This window comes from Rhizobacter sp. Root1238, assembly GCF_001425825.1.
GTDB lineage: Bacteria > Pseudomonadota > Gammaproteobacteria > Burkholderiales > Burkholderiaceae_C > Rhizobacter.
The window spans coordinates 48,328-64,888 of sequence record NZ_LMDM01000012.1 but is presented as its reverse complement, the minus strand read 5'-3'; the positions used below and the strand labels follow the sequence as shown (position 1 = coordinate 64,888).

The window sequence follows — 16,561 nt, the reverse complement described above, 5'->3', positions numbered from 1 at the left end:
CTTCTCCACCCAAGGCAGCCACCATGTTCGAGCACGTCGACGCCTACGCGGGCGACCCCATCCTGACCCTCAACGAGGCTTTCGGCCGCGATCCCCGGTCGCACAAGATCAACCTGAGCATCGGCATCTACTTCGACGACGCCGGCCGGCTGCCGGTGATGCGGGCGGTGCGCGAGGCCGAATCGGCGATGCTGCAGACGATTGGCGCACGCCCCTACCAGCCGATGGAAGGCGCCGCCAACTACCGCCAGGCGGTGCAGCACCTGCTGTTCGGCGCGACGCACGAGGCGGTGACCAGCGGCCGGGTCGCGACCATCCAGACGCTCGGCGGCTCCGGCGGGCTGAAGGTGGGCGGCGACTTCCTGAAGCGCTACTTCCCGAATTCCAACGTGTGGGTCAGCGACCCGACCTGGGACAACCACCGCGCGATGTTCGAAGGCGCGGGCTTCACCGTCGGCACCTACCCGTACTACGACGCGGCCACCGGCGGCGTGCGCTTTGCCGAGATGCTGGCAGCGCTGTCGGTGCTGCCCGAGAAGAGCATCGTGCTGCTGCACGCCTGCTGCCACAACCCGACCGGCGTCGACCTGAGCGCGGCGCAATGGGCCGAGCTGATCCCGGTGCTGGCGCAGCGCAAGCTGATCCCCTACGTCGACATCGCGTACCAGGGCTTCGGCGACGGCATCTCGCAGGATGCGTTCGCGATCCGCGCGCTGGCCGATGCGGGGCTGAGCTTCTTCGTCGCGAGCTCGTTCTCGAAGAGCTTCTCGCTGTACGGCGAGCGTTGCGGCGGCCTGAGCGTGGTGTGCCCGAACGCAGCCGAGGCGGCGCTGGTGCTGGGCCAGATGAAGGCGACGATCCGCAAGAACTACAGCAGCCCGCCGACGCACGGCGGCCAGATCGTCGCGCGGGTGCTGCAGACGCCGGCGCTGTACGAACAGTGGGCCGCCGAGCTCGACGCAATGCGGGTGCGCATCAAGGCGATGCGCGAGAAGCTGCACGCGGTGCTGAGCGCGAAGCTGCCGGGCCGCGACTTCGGGTATTTCCTGAGCCAGCGCGGGATGTTCAGCTACACCGGGTTGAGCGCCGAGCAGTGCGACCGGCTGCGCGAGGAGCATGCGGTGTACCTGGTGCGCTCGGGGCGCATGTGCGTGGCCGGCTTGAACTCGGGGAACGTCGAAGCGACGGCGGTCGCGATGGCCGAGGTGCTGAAGTAGCACACAAGTTCTTTCAGGTGGGCGTGTAAGGGCGCTGGCCGGGCGCCGACAGAGTCCGGCCAGCGCGGGGATGGATCCCGCGCAGCACCCCACACCAACCTGAAGGAAACCGATCATGCTGAACCTGAAGTCCGGCCTCGCCCTGGCCACCACCGCTGCCGCCCTGTTCTCGCTGGGCACCGTTGCCACCAGCGTCCAAGCCGCCGACGAAGGCAGCGTCAAGTGCGCCGGCGTCAACAGCTGCAAGGGCACGTCCGACTGCAAGACCGCCAAGAGCGAATGCAAGGGCCAGAACGGCTGCAAGGGCCAGGGCTGGGTCGGCAAGAAGACCGCCTCGGAGTGCACCAGCGCCGGCGGCACCGTGCTGAAGTAAAAACGCTTCCGGCACGGCGGGCCCTGCTCCCGTGCCGGCCTCTTTTCGTTCGGTGGACACCTCCATGAACGCTTCGCTGCACGGCTTCGGGCTCGGTCTTCGCACCGAGCACTACCGCGATTTCTGCGACGGCGATGCGTCGTTGCGACGGCGCGTCGACTGGCTGGAAGTGATCTCCGAGAACTACATGGTGCCCGGCGGCAAGCCGCTGCACCACCTCGACCGCATCCGCCGCGACCACCCGATGGCGATGCACGGCGTGTCGCTGTCGATCGGCAGCACCGACCCGCTGAATGCCGGCTACCTGCGCGACCTGAAGGCGCTGGCGCAGCGCATCGAGCCGGCGTGGGTCTCCGACCACCTGTGCTGGACCGGCGTCGACCACCACAACCTGCACGACCTGATGCCGATGCCGTACACCGAGGCGGCGCTGCGCCACCTGGTGCCGCGCGTGCGCCAGGTGCAGGATGTGCTCGGCCGGCGGCTGGTGCTGGAGAACGTGTCGAGCTACGTCAGCTTCGCGGCCGACGAGATGAGCGAATGGGAGTTCATCGCCGAGCTGCTGCAGCGCGCCGACTGCGAGCTGCTGCTGGACGTCAACAACGTGCACGTCAGCAGCGTGAACCATGGCTTCGACGCGCACCGCTTCATCGACGCGATGCCGCGCGAGCGGGTGCGGCAGATCCACCTCGCCGGCCACGAGGACCATGGCAGCTACCTGATCGACACGCACGACCATCCGGTGTGCGAGGCGGTGTGGGATCTCTATGGGTACACGGTGCGGCGCCTGGGCCGCGTGCCGGCGATGATCGAGCGCGACGACCACATCCCGCCGCTGGCGGAGCTGGTGGCCGAGCTGGACCAGGCGCGTGCCGTGGAAGCGGCGGCACTGAACGAGGCGGTTGCGGCATGAGAGCCGATGCCGCCGCGGTGCCGCTCGCGGACCAGCAGCGCGCGCTGCACGCCGCGATGCTCGGCGCACCGGCCGGGCCCGGCCTGCTGCGCGAACCCACGCAGCACGAGCCGCTGCTGCGCATCTACCAGAACGCCTACCGCGCCCGGCTGGTCGCGGCGTTACGCGACAACCACGGCGTGCTGCCGCGCGCGATGGGCGACGAGGCCTTCGACGCGCTGGCCGAGGCCTACCTGCAGGCGCATCCGTCGCGGCATCCGTCGATCCGCTGGTTCGGGTACCGGCTGGCGGAGTTCATGGCGGCGAACCCCGACTTGGTGCCGCATCCAGCCTTCGTCGACCTGGCGCGCATGGAGTGGGCGCTGCGCGAAGCCTTCGATGCGGCGGATGCGACGCCGATGACGCCTGCCCAACTGGCGGCGCTGCCCGCCGATGGGTGGCCGCAGCGCGTGCTGCGGTTCCACCCGAGCGTGCAGGTGCTGACGCTCGACTGGCATGTCGAGCCCGCATGGCGCGCGCTGCAGGGCGACGACGAGCCGGAGCTGGCCGCGCCCGAAGCGGGCGAGCACCAACTGATCGTCTGGCGGCCGGTGCTGGAGACGCGCTGGCGGTCCATGACGAGCGCGGTCGAAGCGCAGTTGCTCGCCGCGACGATGCAGGGCGAGGATTTCAGCGCGCTGTGCGAGATCGCTGGCGATGCGGTCGCGGTGGTCGGCGTGGTCCAGCAGTGGACCACTGAGGGCGTGCTGATCCTCTAGCGCTCAGTGCGCGCCTTGCAACGCCGGTTGTTCGAGATCTCGCACGATACGTCCGTGCTGCAGCACCACCACGCGTTGCGCCATCGCGATGGTTTCCGGGCGATGGGCCACGACGATGCGTGTGAGTGCAAGCTGCCTGATCGATGCGTTGACCTGTTGTTCGTTCCACACGTCGAGGTGGCTGGTCGCCTCGTCCAGCACCAGGATCCTCGGATTCTTGTAGAGCGCACGCGCCAGCAGCAGGCGCTGCCTTTGCCCGCCCGAGAGGCCTGAACCGATGTCGCCAACCAGCGTGTGATAGCGCATCGGCATCGCGTTGACCTCGTCATGGATCGACGCGAGCCGCGCGCAGGTTTCGATGCGTTCGAGGTCCGGTGAGGGATCGAACAGGTCGATGTTGTCGGCGATCGACCCGGCGAAGAGTTGGTCGTCCTGCATCACCGTGGCCACCATCGCACGAAAATTGCGCAACCCCAGTTGCTTCAGCTTGACGCCGCCCACCAGCACCTCGCCAGCCGTTGGCTCCAGCAGGCCCAGCAGCAGTTTGACCAGCGTCGTCTTGCCGCAGCCCGAGGCCCCGGTGATCGCAAGGAACTGCCCAGCGGGAATCTTCAGCGACACGTCTTCCAGCAGCCACGGCTCGCCATCGGCATGGCGAAACGCCAGGCCTTTCAACTCGATCTCCGGCTGCACGTGCCCGAGGTCCACCTCGACATCATGCGATTCGTCTTCAGGCGGCGTCAGCATGATGTCGGCCACGCGCTCGCCATGCAGGCGCAGCATGCGCAATTCGAAGAGCTTGTCGATCAACGCGGCCGTGCGCTGCGTGAACTGATCCTTGTAGCTGATGAAGGCGAACAGCATGCCAACCGAGAAGCGCGCGTCGAGCACGGCGAGCGCCGCCAGCCAGACGACGATCACGCGCTCGGCGCCGAACAGCAGCGTGTTGACCGTCTGGTACGAGATGCTGAGCCGGGCGATCCGCAGGTCGGCATTGAACTGGTCGGCCAGCGCATTCATGTAACCGATGCGACGCTCGTCGATGCGGTTGAACAGGCGCAGGCTTTGCACGCCGCGGGTCGATTCGATGAAATGGCTTTGCTGCCGGGCGGCGTGGATGATCTGCTCGGCGGTGGCTTCGCGCATCGAGCGGAAGGTCGTCCACCGCAACAGCGCATACAGCAGCACCGCCGCGCCGGCCACCGCCGTGAGCCGCGGACTGTAGAGAGCCATCACGATCAGCGTGCCGAGCACCAGCACGCCATCGATGACACCTTCGACGAACTGCGTGGCCAGGCTGCGCTGGATGGTCTGGATCGAGCCGAAGCGCGAGACGATGTCGCCCAGGTGTCGCCGCTCGAACCAGGCCAGCGGCAGCTTCATCAGGTGCCCAAAGGCATGGCTGAGCCACTGGAAGTTGAGGTGGGTCGCGAGCACCGTGGTAACCCACGATCGCACGCCCGACAGCGCGCCTTGCAGGAGCACCAGCAACAGAAAGCCAATGCCGAGAACGGTCAGCAGGTCGCGGTCGGCGGACACCACCGCCTCGTCGATGACCCATTGCAGGTAGAACGGAGCGGTGAGCGCGCAGACCTGCATGGCGAGACCGAGCAATAGCAACTGCAGCTGCCCGGCTCGCAGCCCGCTCACCCGGCCCATCAGCGACAACAGGTTGAACTGCCGCCGTTCCTCACGCTTCGTGAATTGCGCGTCGGGCAAGGCCTCGAGCGCGACGCCGGTGAAGTGCTTTCCGAGTTGGTCGATCGTGAGGCGCCGTTCGCCGACGGCGGGATCGTGAAGGGTCACGTGCCCCGCCTTCGCGGCCTTCAGCACCACGAAATGGTTCATGTCCCAGTGCAGGATGCAGGGCAGCTTCAGGTCACCGATGTGCTCCAACGCCAGCTTCAACGGGCGTGTCTGCAACTGCAGGCCGCGTGCGATCGCGATGAGACTCTTCAGCGTCGCCCCCTTCAGCGAGACCGGGAAGCGCATGCGCATGTGCGCCAGATCGATCCGATGACCGTGGAAACCGGCCACCATGGCAAGGCAGGCGAGGCCGCATTCGGCCGCCTCGGTCTGCAGGATCACGGGCAGGCGTGGTGTGCGCCAGAAGGCGAAGTTCGGCTGACGCAACGCCATGCTCAGGCGCGGCCGGTGATGCTGTACAGCGGCTCGAGGATCCACTCGTAGAGCCGGCGGTGATCGAGCAGCACACTGGCCTCCAGTGCCATGCCCGGTCTGAGCGGCTGCGCGAGGCCATAAGCCTGGACGTCCTGTCGGCCGAGGCTGACGCGGATGCGGTAGAGCGGCTCCGATGCGGAACCCGTCGACGCGACGATACCCGGAAACGGAATTTCCTCGGGGCGCATCGCGGTGCGGGACACCTCTCGCACGCGGCCCGCGTGCTGGCCGAACTTCTGGTGCGAGAACGCCTGGTAGCGCAGCATGACGGTCATGCCGGCCTGGATGAATCCAGCGGCGCGCGACGGGGCGTAGAGCTCGGCTTCGAGTTGCCCGTTTTGCGGCAACACGATGGCCAGGGCCTGGTTCGGTGCCACGGCGTGACCCGGCTCCGCCGCGACGGCCGCGACGATGCCGTCGTGCGGCGCTCGCACCCAGATCCGGCGACGGGCTTCGCTTTCGATGAGATCCTGCTCGATGACGGCGATGCTGCGGCGCGTTGCTTGCTGGTCGCGCTCGCCTTGGACGACGAGATCGCGAAGCTCGGCCTGGGTGCTCGCGAGTTCGCGCGCGGCCGAAGCCGCGGCACGCTCGAGATCGCCGAGGCGTTGCCGCTGGTCGAGCAGTTCGGCCAAGCGGTCTTGCAACTGCGCGGCAGAAATGAAGTGGGCAGCCTGCAGGTCGGTGTAGCGGCGGACCGCTTCATCGGCGAGAGCGACGCGCCGAACCTGGAGCGCGCGCTGTTCATCGACTCGACGGACTTCGTCGACCAGGTCGCGCGCACGACGTTGCGTGGCTTGCTTGCGCTGGGCCGATTGGCGCAGTTGGTGGGCAGCGTCGACTTGAAGACTGTCGCGCCGAGACTGCAGCAGTTCGGACACCGCCTGCTCGGCATTGCCTTGCGTCTCGGTGGTGCGCTCACTGCTCAGCACGAAGAGCACGTCACCCGCCTTCACGGGTTGCCCGTCTACCACTCGGCGCTCGGCGATCAGGCCCCGCTGCGGCGCCACGACGCGAATCATCCCGGCGCTCGGCAGGATCACGCCAGACACCTGGGCCTTGCGGGTGTAGCTGAAGAACGCGAAGAACAGGACGATCGCAATGGCAAGCGCGGTGAAGAGGCCGGTCAGCAACGCGAAGGAGGGAGGGCGGGTGAGCAGGATGTCGCCGTAGCTGCGGTCGGTGGCTCGCTGCAGGGCTTGCTCTCTGAACAGCGGGAGCGTCATGGGAAACGATATTGAAGAGGCCGATGGGGCAGCGATAAGTCGGGACTGCTTCGGAATGGTTTCATCATGAGACACCAGCGGATTCGGTGTCGCATGGCTAGACAAGATCGAACGCGAGCAGAATTGTTGATGGCAGATTGGCGAAGAAATGAGTCAAAACCAGCACCCAATAGTATGAGTTGGGCAATCTTTCGCGCCAGTGCAGAAGCGTGAGGCTGAATATCAGGAATGCCCAGAATGCCACGATCGCCTGAGCCGGAATTATCATTCCGTGCAGTGCTGCCCATATAGAGGCGCACAGGAGGGATGGTGCGATTCTTCCGCGGACTATTCTCTCCGCCATCACCATCATCGGGACCAATAGGGCTGATTCAAAAAGTGGCGCGGCGATCAGGGTCGTGATGCTGTCAATGATCGGGTGGTGGGACGCAGTTTCCGGCGATGGAATTCTGTCTCCTAATATCAACAGCAAGACGAAGGGCGGCAGGATGGCCACGATGGCTGCCAAAAATGAAAATGCCCACGCGTTCTCTCTTGTGCGGCCTATTAGCTCTCTCGGAAATGTCAACACCAGTGTCCCCTGATTGTTCGCCCAGCCGTCAATAAGCGATGGCCGGGCCGTTTTAAATTAGGCGCCCATGTTTCCGCCGTTCAAGGCATCAAGAAACATGTCTTGACCTGTGAATTGCATGACGTTCTTGGTCCATTCAAGCGCTGTCTCTCTTCCGATTCTTTCTTCGTAAACCAGGAGGGTCGTTGGGAAACCACAGCCAAGCCGGATCGATCGCTCCCTGACGTAAGCAGTAGGCTCGCCAAGCAATAACAATTCGCGAGTAAAGTAGAACCACCCCGGCGAAAGCCAAAGTGGTTGCGACTGAGGCAACCATCATCAATAGAATCGGGACATCCGGAAGGAGCGCCTTTGATGCAGCGGAAATAATTACCCCAACGCCCAGCGATGCAACGAGTGTTTTTTTGATCAGGTTCATTACAGCCCCAAGTCCTTGGCAGAGAAGACCAGTGGCTTGCAATCTGCCGGGCGGTGATTCTCATTGCCCAAGCAAAAAAAGCTTGTAAAGCTCTCGCTGCCGACTGGGAACGGGTCGCGAAAAACCAGCAAACCCCCGTTCGGAAGCTCTGAGTTTCGCGCCTGCATATACAGATCCAAGGGCATCTTGTACGAAGTATTCTCGATTGCCTCCTTCAGATCATTCGCCGAGGCGGAACGCAGGAACTTGCCCGTAGAGTGGCTATACGTCCCATGGAAGTGAAGATAAGTCGGGCGAATTGACGTGCTGACCAGCATGTCATGTCGAGGCGTTGATAGATAAATGTTTGCGCAGGCCGAGACACAACCGCCTTGAATTTCAACGGTCAAATTTTTTCTTCGCACTTCTTCTCGCAGGTATTCCGATACGAACTCCCTGCCTCCCGGAGAGTCCTTGATGCGCAGGGTGCGTAGGTTCGGTGTCCTTTCAACGGCGACCTTGTAGCGTTCCAGCAACTTGGAATCGAGGGATCCCGAGAGAACGATCAAGTCCTTTTCATTGGTTTTCACATTCGTCGGACTCATTCCATGGAACGAAAGTATTCCGAGTACGAGCGCAACCAGTGCGCAAGGCGCCAGAACCACCCAGACAGGACTTTTCGCAAAAGTGGGCGGCATGGTCTCGCAATCGCATCTTGCTCAATGTGGCCGAGATGCGCCTCCGGGAGGCGCATCCCTCTAGCTCAGTCAAATATCATCGATAACAAACCAACAATGCAAAGCGGCACGCCTTGGGTGCAGCTATCGATGAATATGGCGAATTGACTTGCATCCATGTTGCTGGAGCTTGAAGTCGTGTAAGTGATTGATCTATTTGCGCCACTTGAGCCGCCTCCACCGGCTCCCATGCCACCTGCAGCTACGTCGCAGTCTGCTTCAGTCATTTCAAACATGTTGTCTTTCATTGTCAGGGTGATTCCAGCTTGGCCGGAAGTTCGAGCCGTCGGAATCCGTGGGCTCGGTGCCTAAATTCCCGTGCAACTTCAATGCGGTTGACTGATTCTGTGGGCTGACGGCTTGGGTCGATAGGATCCATTTATCATCAGTATTACCACTAGCTTCGGCACGATGTAGCCGATTTCTCGATCAGTCTGCACCCGGAATGCGCGCAATGGCAAGCTGCGCCATCTATCGCATAGATGGCAATATGAATCAAATATATGGCTAGAGAATATGGCTGTCGAATTGCCGCGAGTAGTCCGCCGTCAAACCTTCTCCCTCGCCACCCGCCCCATCAGGTAGAACTCGTCGTTCGGCCGCAGGCTCATCAGGTTCGCCATCCGGTTGCTCAACCCGAACAGCGCGGTGATCGCGCCGATGTCCCAGATGTCCTCGTCGTCGAAGCCGTGCGCTCGCAGCGCCTCGAAGTCGCCTTCGACGATGTTCGCCGCGTCGTTGCAGACCTTCATCGCGAAGCCGAGCATCGCCTTCTGCCGCGGCGTGATGTCGGCCTTCAGGTAGTTGGTCGCGACCTGGTCGGCGATCTGCGGCTGCTTCTCGTAGACGCGCAGGATCGCGCCGTGCGCGACCACGCAGTACAGGCAGTTGTTGGCGCCCGAGGTCGCGACGATGATCATCTCGCGCTCGCCCTTCGTCAGGTGGCCGCCTTCCTTCAGCAGCAGCGCATCGTGGTACGCGAAGAAGGCCCGCGCCTCGTCGGGCCGGTGCGCGAAGCCGAGGAACACGTTGGGCACGAAGCCGGCCTTCTGCTGCACCTCGAGGATGCGCGCGCGGATGTCCTCCGGCAGGCCGGCGATGTCGGGCACCGGGTAGCGGCTGATGGGGGGGCGGCTCATGGGCGTCTCCTGTCTGGTGGTCGCGCCAGGATACGTCGCACCCCGGGCGTTACCATCGCCGCCCGAAAGGATCCGACGTGATGAAGAAGAGCGTGTCCGGCCTCGCCGGCCTGTCGTCGCTGGTCTATTCGACCGACACCGGTCGCACCTGCCCCGACTGCCGCCAGCCGATCGCGCAATGCATCTGCAAGGCGCAGAAGGCGCTGCCGCAAGGCGACGGCATCGTGCGCGTCTCGCGCGAGACCAAAGGCCGCAAGGGGAAGGGCGTCACGCTGGTGAAGGGCCTGCTGCTCGACGACGACGCGCTGGCGCAGATGGCGCGCGAGCTGAAGGCCGCCTGCGGCGTCGGCGGCACCGTGAAAGACGGCGTGATCGAACTGCAGGGCGACCACATCGACATGGTGGTCGAGCGATTGAAGAAGGCCGGCCACACCGCCAAGCGCGCCGGCGGGTGATCACGGCGGCGCCGCGTCCTGCGGCAGGTACTTGCGCAGCAAAGGCACCGTCATGCTGAAGCGCGCCGCCGACACCGTCGCGATGAAGCAGGCCTCGCCGGCCTGCCGCGGGTTGTCCATCGCCGCGATGAACAGCAGCTGGCCGCCGCCGCGCCGCCACAGCACGATGCGCGACACCGGCAGCCCGTCGTGCTCGATCACCGGGTAGAGCCGGTGCATCTCGGCCAGCACCGCGTGGCGGTCGGCGTCATCGAGCAACGCGCTCTGGTCGTCGCGCCCGAACGGGATCCAGTCGGCGCTCACGCAACTCGGCAAGCCGGCCACGTTGCCCGGCGCCGCGAGCGGCGCCTCGGCGGCCTGCAGGGCCGACGTTCCCGCAACCAGTGCACACGCCCCCCAAACCAGTGCCGTGATCCCTCGCCCCGTGCATCCCGTGCGCGTCATTGCCACTCCTTGAGTCGCCGCGCCGGGCAGCTTACGCCGCGCTGACCGCCACGCCGCGCACAGGGTGTTGGACGCTGGCGCACCGGCAACGAGGATCGATCGGCCGAATCAGCAACACGCCGGCAACCCGATCTGAATATCATCGTGGGTTGCGCAATGGGGCGCACGCAGGAGTCCCGATCGATGTCGATGGTCCAGCTGGCGCTCCGCCGTCCCTACACGTTCATCGTGATGGCCTTGCTGATCGTGCTGGCCACGCCGTTCGCGTTGCGCAACATGGCGACCGACATCTTCCCGGAGATCAACATCCCGGTGATCAGCATCATCTGGAACTACGGTGGGCTGTCGGCGCAGGAGATGGGCCAGCGCATCTCGGCCCAGAGCGAGCGAGGGCTCACCACCACCGTCAGCGACATCGAGCACATCGAGTCGCAGTCGCTCGCCGGCATCGCGGTCATCAAGGTCTTCTTCCAGCCGACCGCCAACATCCAGACCGCGATCGCGCAGGTGGTCGCGTCGATGCAGACCCAGGTGCGCCAGCTGCCGCCGGGCATCACGCCGCCGCTGGTCATCAAGTACTCGGCCTCCAGCATCCCGGTGATCCAGCTCGCGCTGTCGAGCCCGACACTGCCCGAGCAGGCGGTGTTCGACGCCGCCATCAACCAGCTGCGCCCGCAGCTGATCACGATCCCCGGCGTGGCCGTGCCCTTCCCGTACGGCGGCAAGAACCGGCTGATCTCGGTCGACCTCGACACCGCGGCGCTGCAGGCGCGCGGGCTGTCGCCGGCCGACGTGGTCAATGCGGTGAACCTGCAGAACCTGATCCTGCCGTCAGGCACCGCGAAGTTCGGCGCCACCGAATACACCGTCAAGATGAACGGCTCGCCCGACGCGATCGCCGGCCTGGGCGACCTGCCGGTGCGCACCACCGGCGGGGCCACCACCTACCTGCGCGACGTCGCGTCGGTGCGCGACGGCTTCTCGCCGCAGACCAACATCGTGCGCCAGGACGGCGCGCGCGGCGTGCTGCTGTCGGTGCTGAAGAACGGTGGTGCCTCCACGCTCGACATCGTCGACAACCTGCGCGCGCTGCTGCCACGCGCCGCGCAGACGCTGCCGGCCGACGTGAAGGTGACGCCGCTGTTCGACCAGTCGGTGTTCGTCAAGGCAGCAGTCAAGGGCGTGATCGCCGAAGCGGCGATCGCCGCGCTGCTCACTGCCGCGATGGTGCTGCTGTTCCTCGGCAACTGGCGCAGCACGCTGATCATCGCGGCGACGATCCCGCTGTCGATCCTCGCGTCCATCCTGGTGCTGCAGATGCTCGGCGAGACGCTGAACCTGATGACGCTGGGCGGGCTCGCGCTGTCGGTGGGCATCCTGGTCGACCAGGCGATCGTGACGATCGAGAACATCGAGCGCCACCTGCACCTGGGCACGCCGCTGCTCGCGGCGATCGAGGTCGGCGCCGGCGAGATCGGCGTGCCGGCCTTCGTCTCCACGCTGTGCATCTGCATCGTGTTCGTGCCGATGTTCTTCCTGTCGGGCGTCGCGCGCTTCCTGTTCGTGCCGATGGCCGAGGCGGTGGTGTTCGCGATGATCGCGTCGTACCTGCTGTCGCGCACGCTGGTGCCGACGCTGGTGATGCTGCTGATGGCGAAGTCGCATGCGGCGCCTTCCGGCGCATCGTCCGGCACCGGCAAGGCGAACGCACTGCAGCGCCTGTACCGCGCCTTCGACCGCCAGTTCGAGCGCGTGCGCCGCGTCTACACGCTGGCGCTGTCCGGGTTGCTCGCACAGCGCAAGCGCTTCGCACTGCTGTTCTCGGGCTTCTGCCTGCTGTCGTGCGGGCTGATCCCGTTCCTCGGCCGCGACTTCTTCCCGGGCGTCGACTCCGGCCAGATCCGGCTGCACCTGCGCGCGCCCACCGGCACCCGCATCGAAGAGACCGCGCGGCTGGCCGACGAGGTCGAGGCCGCCATCCGCGAGATGATCCCGGCCGACCAGCTGGAGACCATCCTCGACAACCTCGGCGTGCCCAACAGCGGCATCAACCTGTCGTACAGCAACGCCGGCACCATCGGCACGCTCGACGGCGAGCTGCAGCTGTCGCTGAAGGAAGGCCACCGGCCGACCGACGAATTCGTCAACCTGCTGCGTGCCGAGCTGCCGAAGCGCTTCCCCGGCACCGAGTTCTTCTTCCAGCCGGCCGACATCGTCACGCAGATCCTGAACTTCGGGTTGCCGGCGGCGATCGACGTGCAGTTCACCGGCCAGAACCTGGCCGCCAACGCGGCGCTCGCCGCCGAGCTGACGCGCAGGATCCGGCAGATTCCCGGCGCGGTCGATGCGCACGTTCACCAGCGCAACGACCTGCCGGCACTGAACCTGACCATGGACCGCTCGCGGCTGCAGCAGCTCGGGCTGACCGCGTCGAACGTCGGGCAGAACGTGCTGATCTCGCTGTCGGGCAGCTCGCAGACGGCGCCGGCCTTCTGGCTGAACCCGCAGAACGGCGTGGTCTACAACATCGCGGTGCAGACGCCGCAGTACAAGGTCGATTCGCTGGACGCGCTGCTGAACATGCCGGTCGGCGCGGTGGGCGGGGCCACTGCGGGCACGGCCACGGGCGCGACCGGCAGCACGCAGCTGCTCGGCAACCTGGTCGAGGCGGCGCCGGGGCGGCAACTCGCGGTCGCGTCGCGCTACAACATCCTGCCGGCGATCGACGTCTACGTCAGCGTGCAGGGCACCGACCTGGCCAACGTCGCCGGCCGGGTGCAGAAGCTGGTCGACGAGATCCAGCCGAAGCTGCCGCGCGGCAGCCAGGCGGTGCTGCGCGGCCAGGTGCAGACGATGCAGGCCTCGTTCATCGGGCTGGGTGTCGGCCTCGCGATGGCGATCGTGCTGGTCTACCTGCTGATCGTCGTCAACTTCCAGAGCTGGATCGATGCGCTGGTCATCGTTGCCGCGTTGCCGGCAGCGCTGGCCGGCATCGCGTGGATGCTGTTCATCACCGGCACCACGCTGAGCGTGCCGGCACTCACCGGCGCGATCATGACGATGGGCGTGGCCACCGCGAACAGCATCCTGCTGGTGTCGTTCGCGCGGCAGCGGCTGCACGAAGGCGTGCCGGCGCTGTCGGCCGCGCTCGAAGCCGGCGCGACGCGGATCCGGCCGGTGCTGATGACGGCGCTCGCGATGATCATCGGCATGATCCCGATGGCGCTCGGCCTCGGCGAAGGCGCCGAGCAGAACGCGCCGCTCGGCCGCGCGGTGATCGGCGGGCTGCTGTTCGCCACCGTGTCGACCCTCTTCTTCGTGCCGGTGGTCTACGCCGGCGTGCACCGCCGGCTGGCGCAACGCCGTGCGGCGCATGCCCCTGCGCCCGATGCCGCCCTGCCGCCCGCGGCCAACCTCCAGGAGACCTGAGCCATGACCGAGCAGCGCCACGCCGCCCTGGGCATCCACGCCGCCGATGCGAACGATTCGCCCGATGCCATCCACCTGGCCGACCCGCTGCAGCGCAAGCAGGTGGCCCGCCGCATCCGCTGGTTGACCGTCGTCGTGCTGGTGCTGCTGGCGCTCGGCGGCGGCCGCACCGTGATCAGCCGCATGGGCAACGCCAGGGCCCTGGAGGCCGGCACCACCGAACGCGCGAAGCAGTACGTGAAGACCACGCTGCCGAAGACCGCCGAGGCCGGCCAGACGCTCGCGCTGCCGGGCACGCTGCAGGGCTTCGTGCAGTCGCCCATTGCCGCGCGCGCGGCCGGCTACCTGCGGCGCTGGACCAAGGACATCGGTGCGCGCGTCGAGAAGGGCGAGGTGCTCGCCGAGATCGAATCGCCCGAGCTCGACCAGCAGCTGTCGCAGGCGGTGGCGGCGCGCGAGCAGGCGGCGTCCGGCCTGCAGCTGGCGACCAGCACCGTCGAGCGCTGGGAAAGCCTGCGCAAGAAGGACGTGGTCTCGCAGCAGGACCTGGACGAGCGCCGCGGCAGCGCCGCGCAGGCGCGCGCCAACCTGGCCGCGGCCGACGCGAACGTGCAGCGGCTGCGCCAGCTCGAAGGCTTCAAGCGCGTCGTGGCGCCGTTCGCCGGTGTGATCACGCGGCGCTACGTCGATGTCGGCGACCTGATCGACATGAGCGGCAAGCCGCTGTTCACGCTGTCGCAGACCGACCCGCTGCGCGTCTACGTGAACGTGCCGCAGTCGTCGGCGCAGCTGGTGAAGCCGGGGCAGCCGGTGGTCGTCACGCAGGGCGAGCTGCGCGGCCAGAGCTTCAAGGGCACGGTCGCGCGCACCGCGGCGTCGATCGACACCGGCACGCGCACGATGCAGGTCGAGATCGCGCTGCCGAACCCGAACGGCACGCTGCTGCCCGGCGCGTACGTGCAGGTGGCGCTGCCGCTGTCGGCCAGCCAGGCGATGCTGGTGCCGACCAATGCGCTGCTGTTCCGCGCCGAGGGCGCGCGCGTCGCGGTGGTCGACGGCACCGGCCGCGTCACGCTGAAGGCGGTGACGCTGGGCCGCAACTACGGCGAGTCGGTCGAGGTCATCGACGGCCTGGCCGCCGACCAGCGGCTGGTGCTGAACCCGTCCGATTCGCTGGCCGATGGCGACCAGGTGACGGTGGCCGCGGCGGCGTCGGCACCGGCATCCGCGCCGAAGGGGTCGCTGTGATGCTGCGCGGGTCGCTGTGCGTGGTCGCGCTTGCGCTCTCGGCGTGTGCCGCCGGTCCCGACTACCGGCAGCCGAAGCTCGACATGCCGGTCAGCTGGCAGCTCGATGCGCCGTGGCGCGAGGCCACACCCGACGACGCCGCGCTGAAGGGCCCGTGGTGGCAGCGCTTCGGCGATGCGCAGCTCGACGCGCTGGCGCAGCAGGCGCTGGCCGGCAGCCCGACGCTCGCGGCCGCCGCGGCGCGGCTGGCGCAGGCGCGGGCGGTGGTGGCGTCGAGTTCATCGTCGCAGCTGCCGCAGCTGACGCTCAACACCCGCGACGCGCGCCAGCGCATCTCGGCCAACCGGCCGCTGACCAACTACAACTCGACCAATTTCTCGACCATCCAGAACGACTTCACGCTGTCGCTCGCGGCCAGCTACGAGGTCGACCTGGCGGGTCGCGTGCAGCGCTCGGTCGAAGGCGCGCGCGCGTCGGCCGAGCAGTCGGCGGCCGATTTCGAGAACACGCGGCTGCTGCTGACGGCCGAGCTGGCGGTCGACTACTTCAGCCTGCGCGCGCTCGACACCGAGCTCGACGTGCTGACGCGCTCGATCGCGCTGCAGCGGCGCTCGCTCGAGCTGGTGACCGCGCGCCGCGACCTGGGCGCGGCCTCGGGGCTCGACGTCGCGCAGCAGCAGGCGCTGCTCGACACCACGCTGACGCAGGTCGACGTGCTGCGCCGCCAGCGCGCGCAGTTCGAGCACGCGATCGCGACGCTGACCGGCACGCCGGCGCCGCTGTTCTCGCTGGCGCCGGCGGTGCGCAGCTACGAGCCGCCGGCCATTCCGCTGGGCGTGCCGTCCGATGTGCTGCAGCGCCGGCCCGACGTGGCCGCGGCCGAGCGCGCGATGGCGGCGGCGAACGCGCAGATCGGCGTCGCGAGCGCGGCGTTCTACCCGAGCGTGCTGCTCGGCCCGTCGGTCGGCTACGAGAGCCGCGACCTGAGCTCGCTGTTCAACGCACCCAGCCTGCTGTGGTCGATCGGCGTGTCGGCGACGCAGTCGATCTTCGACGGCGGCCGGGTGCGCGCGAACATCGACTTCGCGAAGGCCGGCTACGACCTGACGGTGGCCAACTACCGCCGCACCGTGCTGACCGCGATGCAGGAGGTCGAGGACGGCATCACCGGCCTGGCCGCGCTGGACCGTGCGAGCACGCAGGCGCAGACCGCGGTGGCTTCCGCCCGGCGGGTGCTCGACATGGCGACCAGCCGCTACGAAGGCGGTGCATCGACCTACTTCGACGTGATCACCGCGCAGCAGTCGCTGCTGGCCAGTGAACGCCAGGCGGCGCAGCTGCTGGGGCAGCGGCAGCTGAGCTCGGTGTTCCTGGTGAAGGCGCTGGGCGGGGACTGGCAGCGCGGGGAGAACCGGGGGAAGGCCGCCGGCGGTTGAGGCGCTGAGACGGGTCCGCGGACATCGGACATTCGAC

16 protein-coding genes are annotated in these 16,561 nt (G+C 66.8%); 8 read left to right on the top strand and 8 right to left on the bottom strand.

Annotated elements, in window-relative coordinates; translation table 11 throughout:
- Nucleotides 1-23 precede the first annotated feature (23 nt).
- The 4 genes from ASC98_RS11235 to ASC98_RS11220 all read left to right on the top strand — a co-directional run bounded on the left by ASC98_RS11235 (nucleotide 24) and on the right by ASC98_RS11220 (nucleotide 3,261).
- A complete protein-coding gene (locus ASC98_RS11235) occupies nucleotides 24-1,217 on the top strand; it encodes an amino acid aminotransferase (RefSeq protein ID WP_056804106.1) in 1,194 nt (397 codons plus the stop codon).
- 115 nt (nucleotides 1,218-1,332) lie between these two features.
- On the top strand, nucleotides 1,333-1,590 hold the full coding sequence (locus ASC98_RS11230; protein ID WP_056804103.1) for a hypothetical protein: 258 nt from the start codon (nucleotides 1,333-1,335) through the stop codon (nucleotides 1,588-1,590).
- 64 nt (nucleotides 1,591-1,654) lie between these two features.
- Nucleotides 1,655-2,503, top strand: coding sequence for a DUF692 domain-containing protein (locus ASC98_RS11225; RefSeq protein WP_056804099.1), 849 nt, complete (start codon nucleotides 1,655-1,657; stop codon nucleotides 2,501-2,503).
- The gene (locus tag ASC98_RS11220) at nucleotides 2,500-3,261 is read left to right on the top strand and encodes a DNA-binding domain-containing protein (protein ID WP_056804097.1); all 762 of its coding nucleotides are present in this window, start codon (nucleotides 2,500-2,502) and stop codon (nucleotides 3,259-3,261) included. The genes ASC98_RS11225 and ASC98_RS11220 overlap by 4 nt, the downstream gene beginning before the upstream one ends.
- A 3-nt stretch (nucleotides 3,262-3,264) precedes the next feature.
- Here the strand turns inward: ASC98_RS11220 and ASC98_RS11215 are convergent, their stop codons facing one another.
- The 7 genes from ASC98_RS11215 to ASC98_RS11195 all read right to left on the bottom strand — a co-directional run bounded on the left by ASC98_RS11215 (nucleotide 3,265) and on the right by ASC98_RS11195 (nucleotide 9,512).
- Nucleotides 3,265-5,400, bottom strand: coding sequence for a peptidase domain-containing ABC transporter (locus ASC98_RS11215; protein ID WP_056804093.1), 2,136 nt, complete (start codon nucleotides 5,398-5,400; stop codon nucleotides 3,265-3,267).
- A gap of 2 nt (nucleotides 5,401-5,402) precedes the next feature.
- Nucleotides 5,403-6,668 carry an HlyD family secretion protein gene (locus ASC98_RS11210; protein WP_056804089.1) on the bottom strand — a complete coding sequence of 422 codons (1,266 nt, stop codon included), beginning with the start codon at nucleotides 6,666-6,668 and terminating at the stop codon, nucleotides 5,403-5,405.
- Nucleotides 6,669-6,765: 97 nt separating this feature from the next.
- Nucleotides 6,766-7,164 (bottom strand): hypothetical protein, encoded by a 399-nt coding sequence (locus ASC98_RS11205; protein ID WP_157597865.1) that lies wholly within the window; start codon nucleotides 7,162-7,164, stop codon nucleotides 6,766-6,768.
- A 211-nt stretch (nucleotides 7,165-7,375) separates the two neighbouring features.
- Nucleotides 7,376-7,657 (bottom strand): hypothetical protein, encoded by a 282-nt coding sequence (locus ASC98_RS30305; RefSeq protein WP_157597864.1) that lies wholly within the window; start codon nucleotides 7,655-7,657, stop codon nucleotides 7,376-7,378.
- Nucleotides 7,657-8,226, bottom strand: a complete 570-nt coding sequence (locus ASC98_RS30300; protein ID WP_157597863.1) for a hypothetical protein — start codon at nucleotides 8,224-8,226, stop codon at nucleotides 7,657-7,659. Before ASC98_RS30300 ends, ASC98_RS30305 begins: the two co-directional genes overlap by 1 nt.
- Nucleotides 8,227-8,399: 173 nt before the next feature.
- Nucleotides 8,400-8,621: a hypothetical protein gene (locus ASC98_RS30295; protein WP_157597862.1), complete on the bottom strand. Its 222-nt coding sequence runs from the start codon at nucleotides 8,619-8,621 to the stop codon at nucleotides 8,400-8,402.
- 300 nt (nucleotides 8,622-8,921) lie between these two features.
- The gene (locus ASC98_RS11195; protein ID WP_056804079.1) at nucleotides 8,922-9,512 is read right to left on the bottom strand and encodes a peroxidase-related enzyme; all 591 of its coding nucleotides are present in this window, start codon (nucleotides 9,510-9,512) and stop codon (nucleotides 8,922-8,924) included.
- Nucleotides 9,513-9,592: 80 nt separating this feature from the next.
- Between ASC98_RS11195 and ASC98_RS11190 the strand changes: the two genes are divergently transcribed.
- A complete protein-coding gene (locus tag ASC98_RS11190; RefSeq protein WP_056804077.1) occupies nucleotides 9,593-9,967 on the top strand; it encodes a translation initiation factor Sui1 in 375 nt (124 codons plus the stop codon).
- On the opposite strand, the gene ASC98_RS11185 is transcribed toward ASC98_RS11190, so the two are convergent.
- On the bottom strand, nucleotides 9,968-10,270 hold the full coding sequence (locus ASC98_RS11185; RefSeq protein WP_056804074.1) for a hypothetical protein: 303 nt from the start codon (nucleotides 10,268-10,270) through the stop codon (nucleotides 9,968-9,970).
- A 324-nt stretch (nucleotides 10,271-10,594) separates the two neighbouring features.
- Here ASC98_RS11185 and ASC98_RS11180 point away from each other — a divergent pair, with 324 nt between their 5' ends.
- Genes ASC98_RS11180 through ASC98_RS11170 form a run of 3 tightly spaced genes read left to right on the top strand, consistent with a single transcriptional unit; the run spans nucleotide 10,595 to nucleotide 16,524 of the window.
- Complete coding sequence (locus ASC98_RS11180) at nucleotides 10,595-13,840, top strand: efflux RND transporter permease subunit (protein ID WP_056804793.1); 3,246 nt, start codon at nucleotides 10,595-10,597, stop codon at nucleotides 13,838-13,840.
- Between the two features lie 3 nt (nucleotides 13,841-13,843).
- Nucleotides 13,844-15,088 (top strand): efflux RND transporter periplasmic adaptor subunit, encoded by a 1,245-nt coding sequence (locus ASC98_RS11175; protein ID WP_056804071.1) that lies wholly within the window; start codon nucleotides 13,844-13,846, stop codon nucleotides 15,086-15,088.
- Nucleotides 15,088-16,524, top strand: coding sequence for an efflux transporter outer membrane subunit (locus ASC98_RS11170; RefSeq protein ID WP_056804068.1), 1,437 nt, complete (start codon nucleotides 15,088-15,090; stop codon nucleotides 16,522-16,524). The genes ASC98_RS11175 and ASC98_RS11170 overlap by 1 nt, the downstream gene beginning before the upstream one ends.
- The last annotated feature ends 37 nt before the right edge of the window (nucleotides 16,525-16,561 follow it).

Coding starts and splice junctions, on each gene's coding strand:
- ASC98_RS11235 (WP_056804106.1), top strand. CDS start 24: ATGTTCGAGCACGTCGACGCCTACGCGGGCGACCCCATCCTGACCCTC.
- ASC98_RS11230 (WP_056804103.1), top strand. CDS start 1,333: ATGCTGAACCTGAAGTCCGGCCTCGCCCTGGCCACCACCGCTGCCGCC.
- ASC98_RS11225 (WP_056804099.1), top strand. CDS start 1,655: ATGAACGCTTCGCTGCACGGCTTCGGGCTCGGTCTTCGCACCGAGCAC.
- ASC98_RS11220 (WP_056804097.1), top strand. CDS start 2,500: ATGAGAGCCGATGCCGCCGCGGTGCCGCTCGCGGACCAGCAGCGCGCG.
- ASC98_RS11215 (WP_056804093.1), bottom strand. CDS start 5,400: ATGGCGTTGCGTCAGCCGAACTTCGCCTTCTGGCGCACACCACGCCTG.
- ASC98_RS11210 (WP_056804089.1), bottom strand. CDS start 6,668: ATGACGCTCCCGCTGTTCAGAGAGCAAGCCCTGCAGCGAGCCACCGAC.
- ASC98_RS30305 (WP_157597864.1), bottom strand. CDS start 7,657: ATGAACCTGATCAAAAAAACACTCGTTGCATCGCTGGGCGTTGGGGTA.
- ASC98_RS30295 (WP_157597862.1), bottom strand. CDS start 8,621: ATGAAAGACAACATGTTTGAAATGACTGAAGCAGACTGCGACGTAGCT.
- ASC98_RS11195 (WP_056804079.1), bottom strand. CDS start 9,512: ATGAGCCGCCCCCCCATCAGCCGCTACCCGGTGCCCGACATCGCCGGC.
- ASC98_RS11190 (WP_056804077.1), top strand. CDS start 9,593: ATGAAGAAGAGCGTGTCCGGCCTCGCCGGCCTGTCGTCGCTGGTCTAT.
- ASC98_RS11180 (WP_056804793.1), top strand. CDS start 10,595: ATGTCGATGGTCCAGCTGGCGCTCCGCCGTCCCTACACGTTCATCGTG.
- ASC98_RS11175 (WP_056804071.1), top strand. CDS start 13,844: ATGACCGAGCAGCGCCACGCCGCCCTGGGCATCCACGCCGCCGATGCG.
- ASC98_RS11170 (WP_056804068.1), top strand. CDS start 15,088: ATGCTGCGCGGGTCGCTGTGCGTGGTCGCGCTTGCGCTCTCGGCGTGT.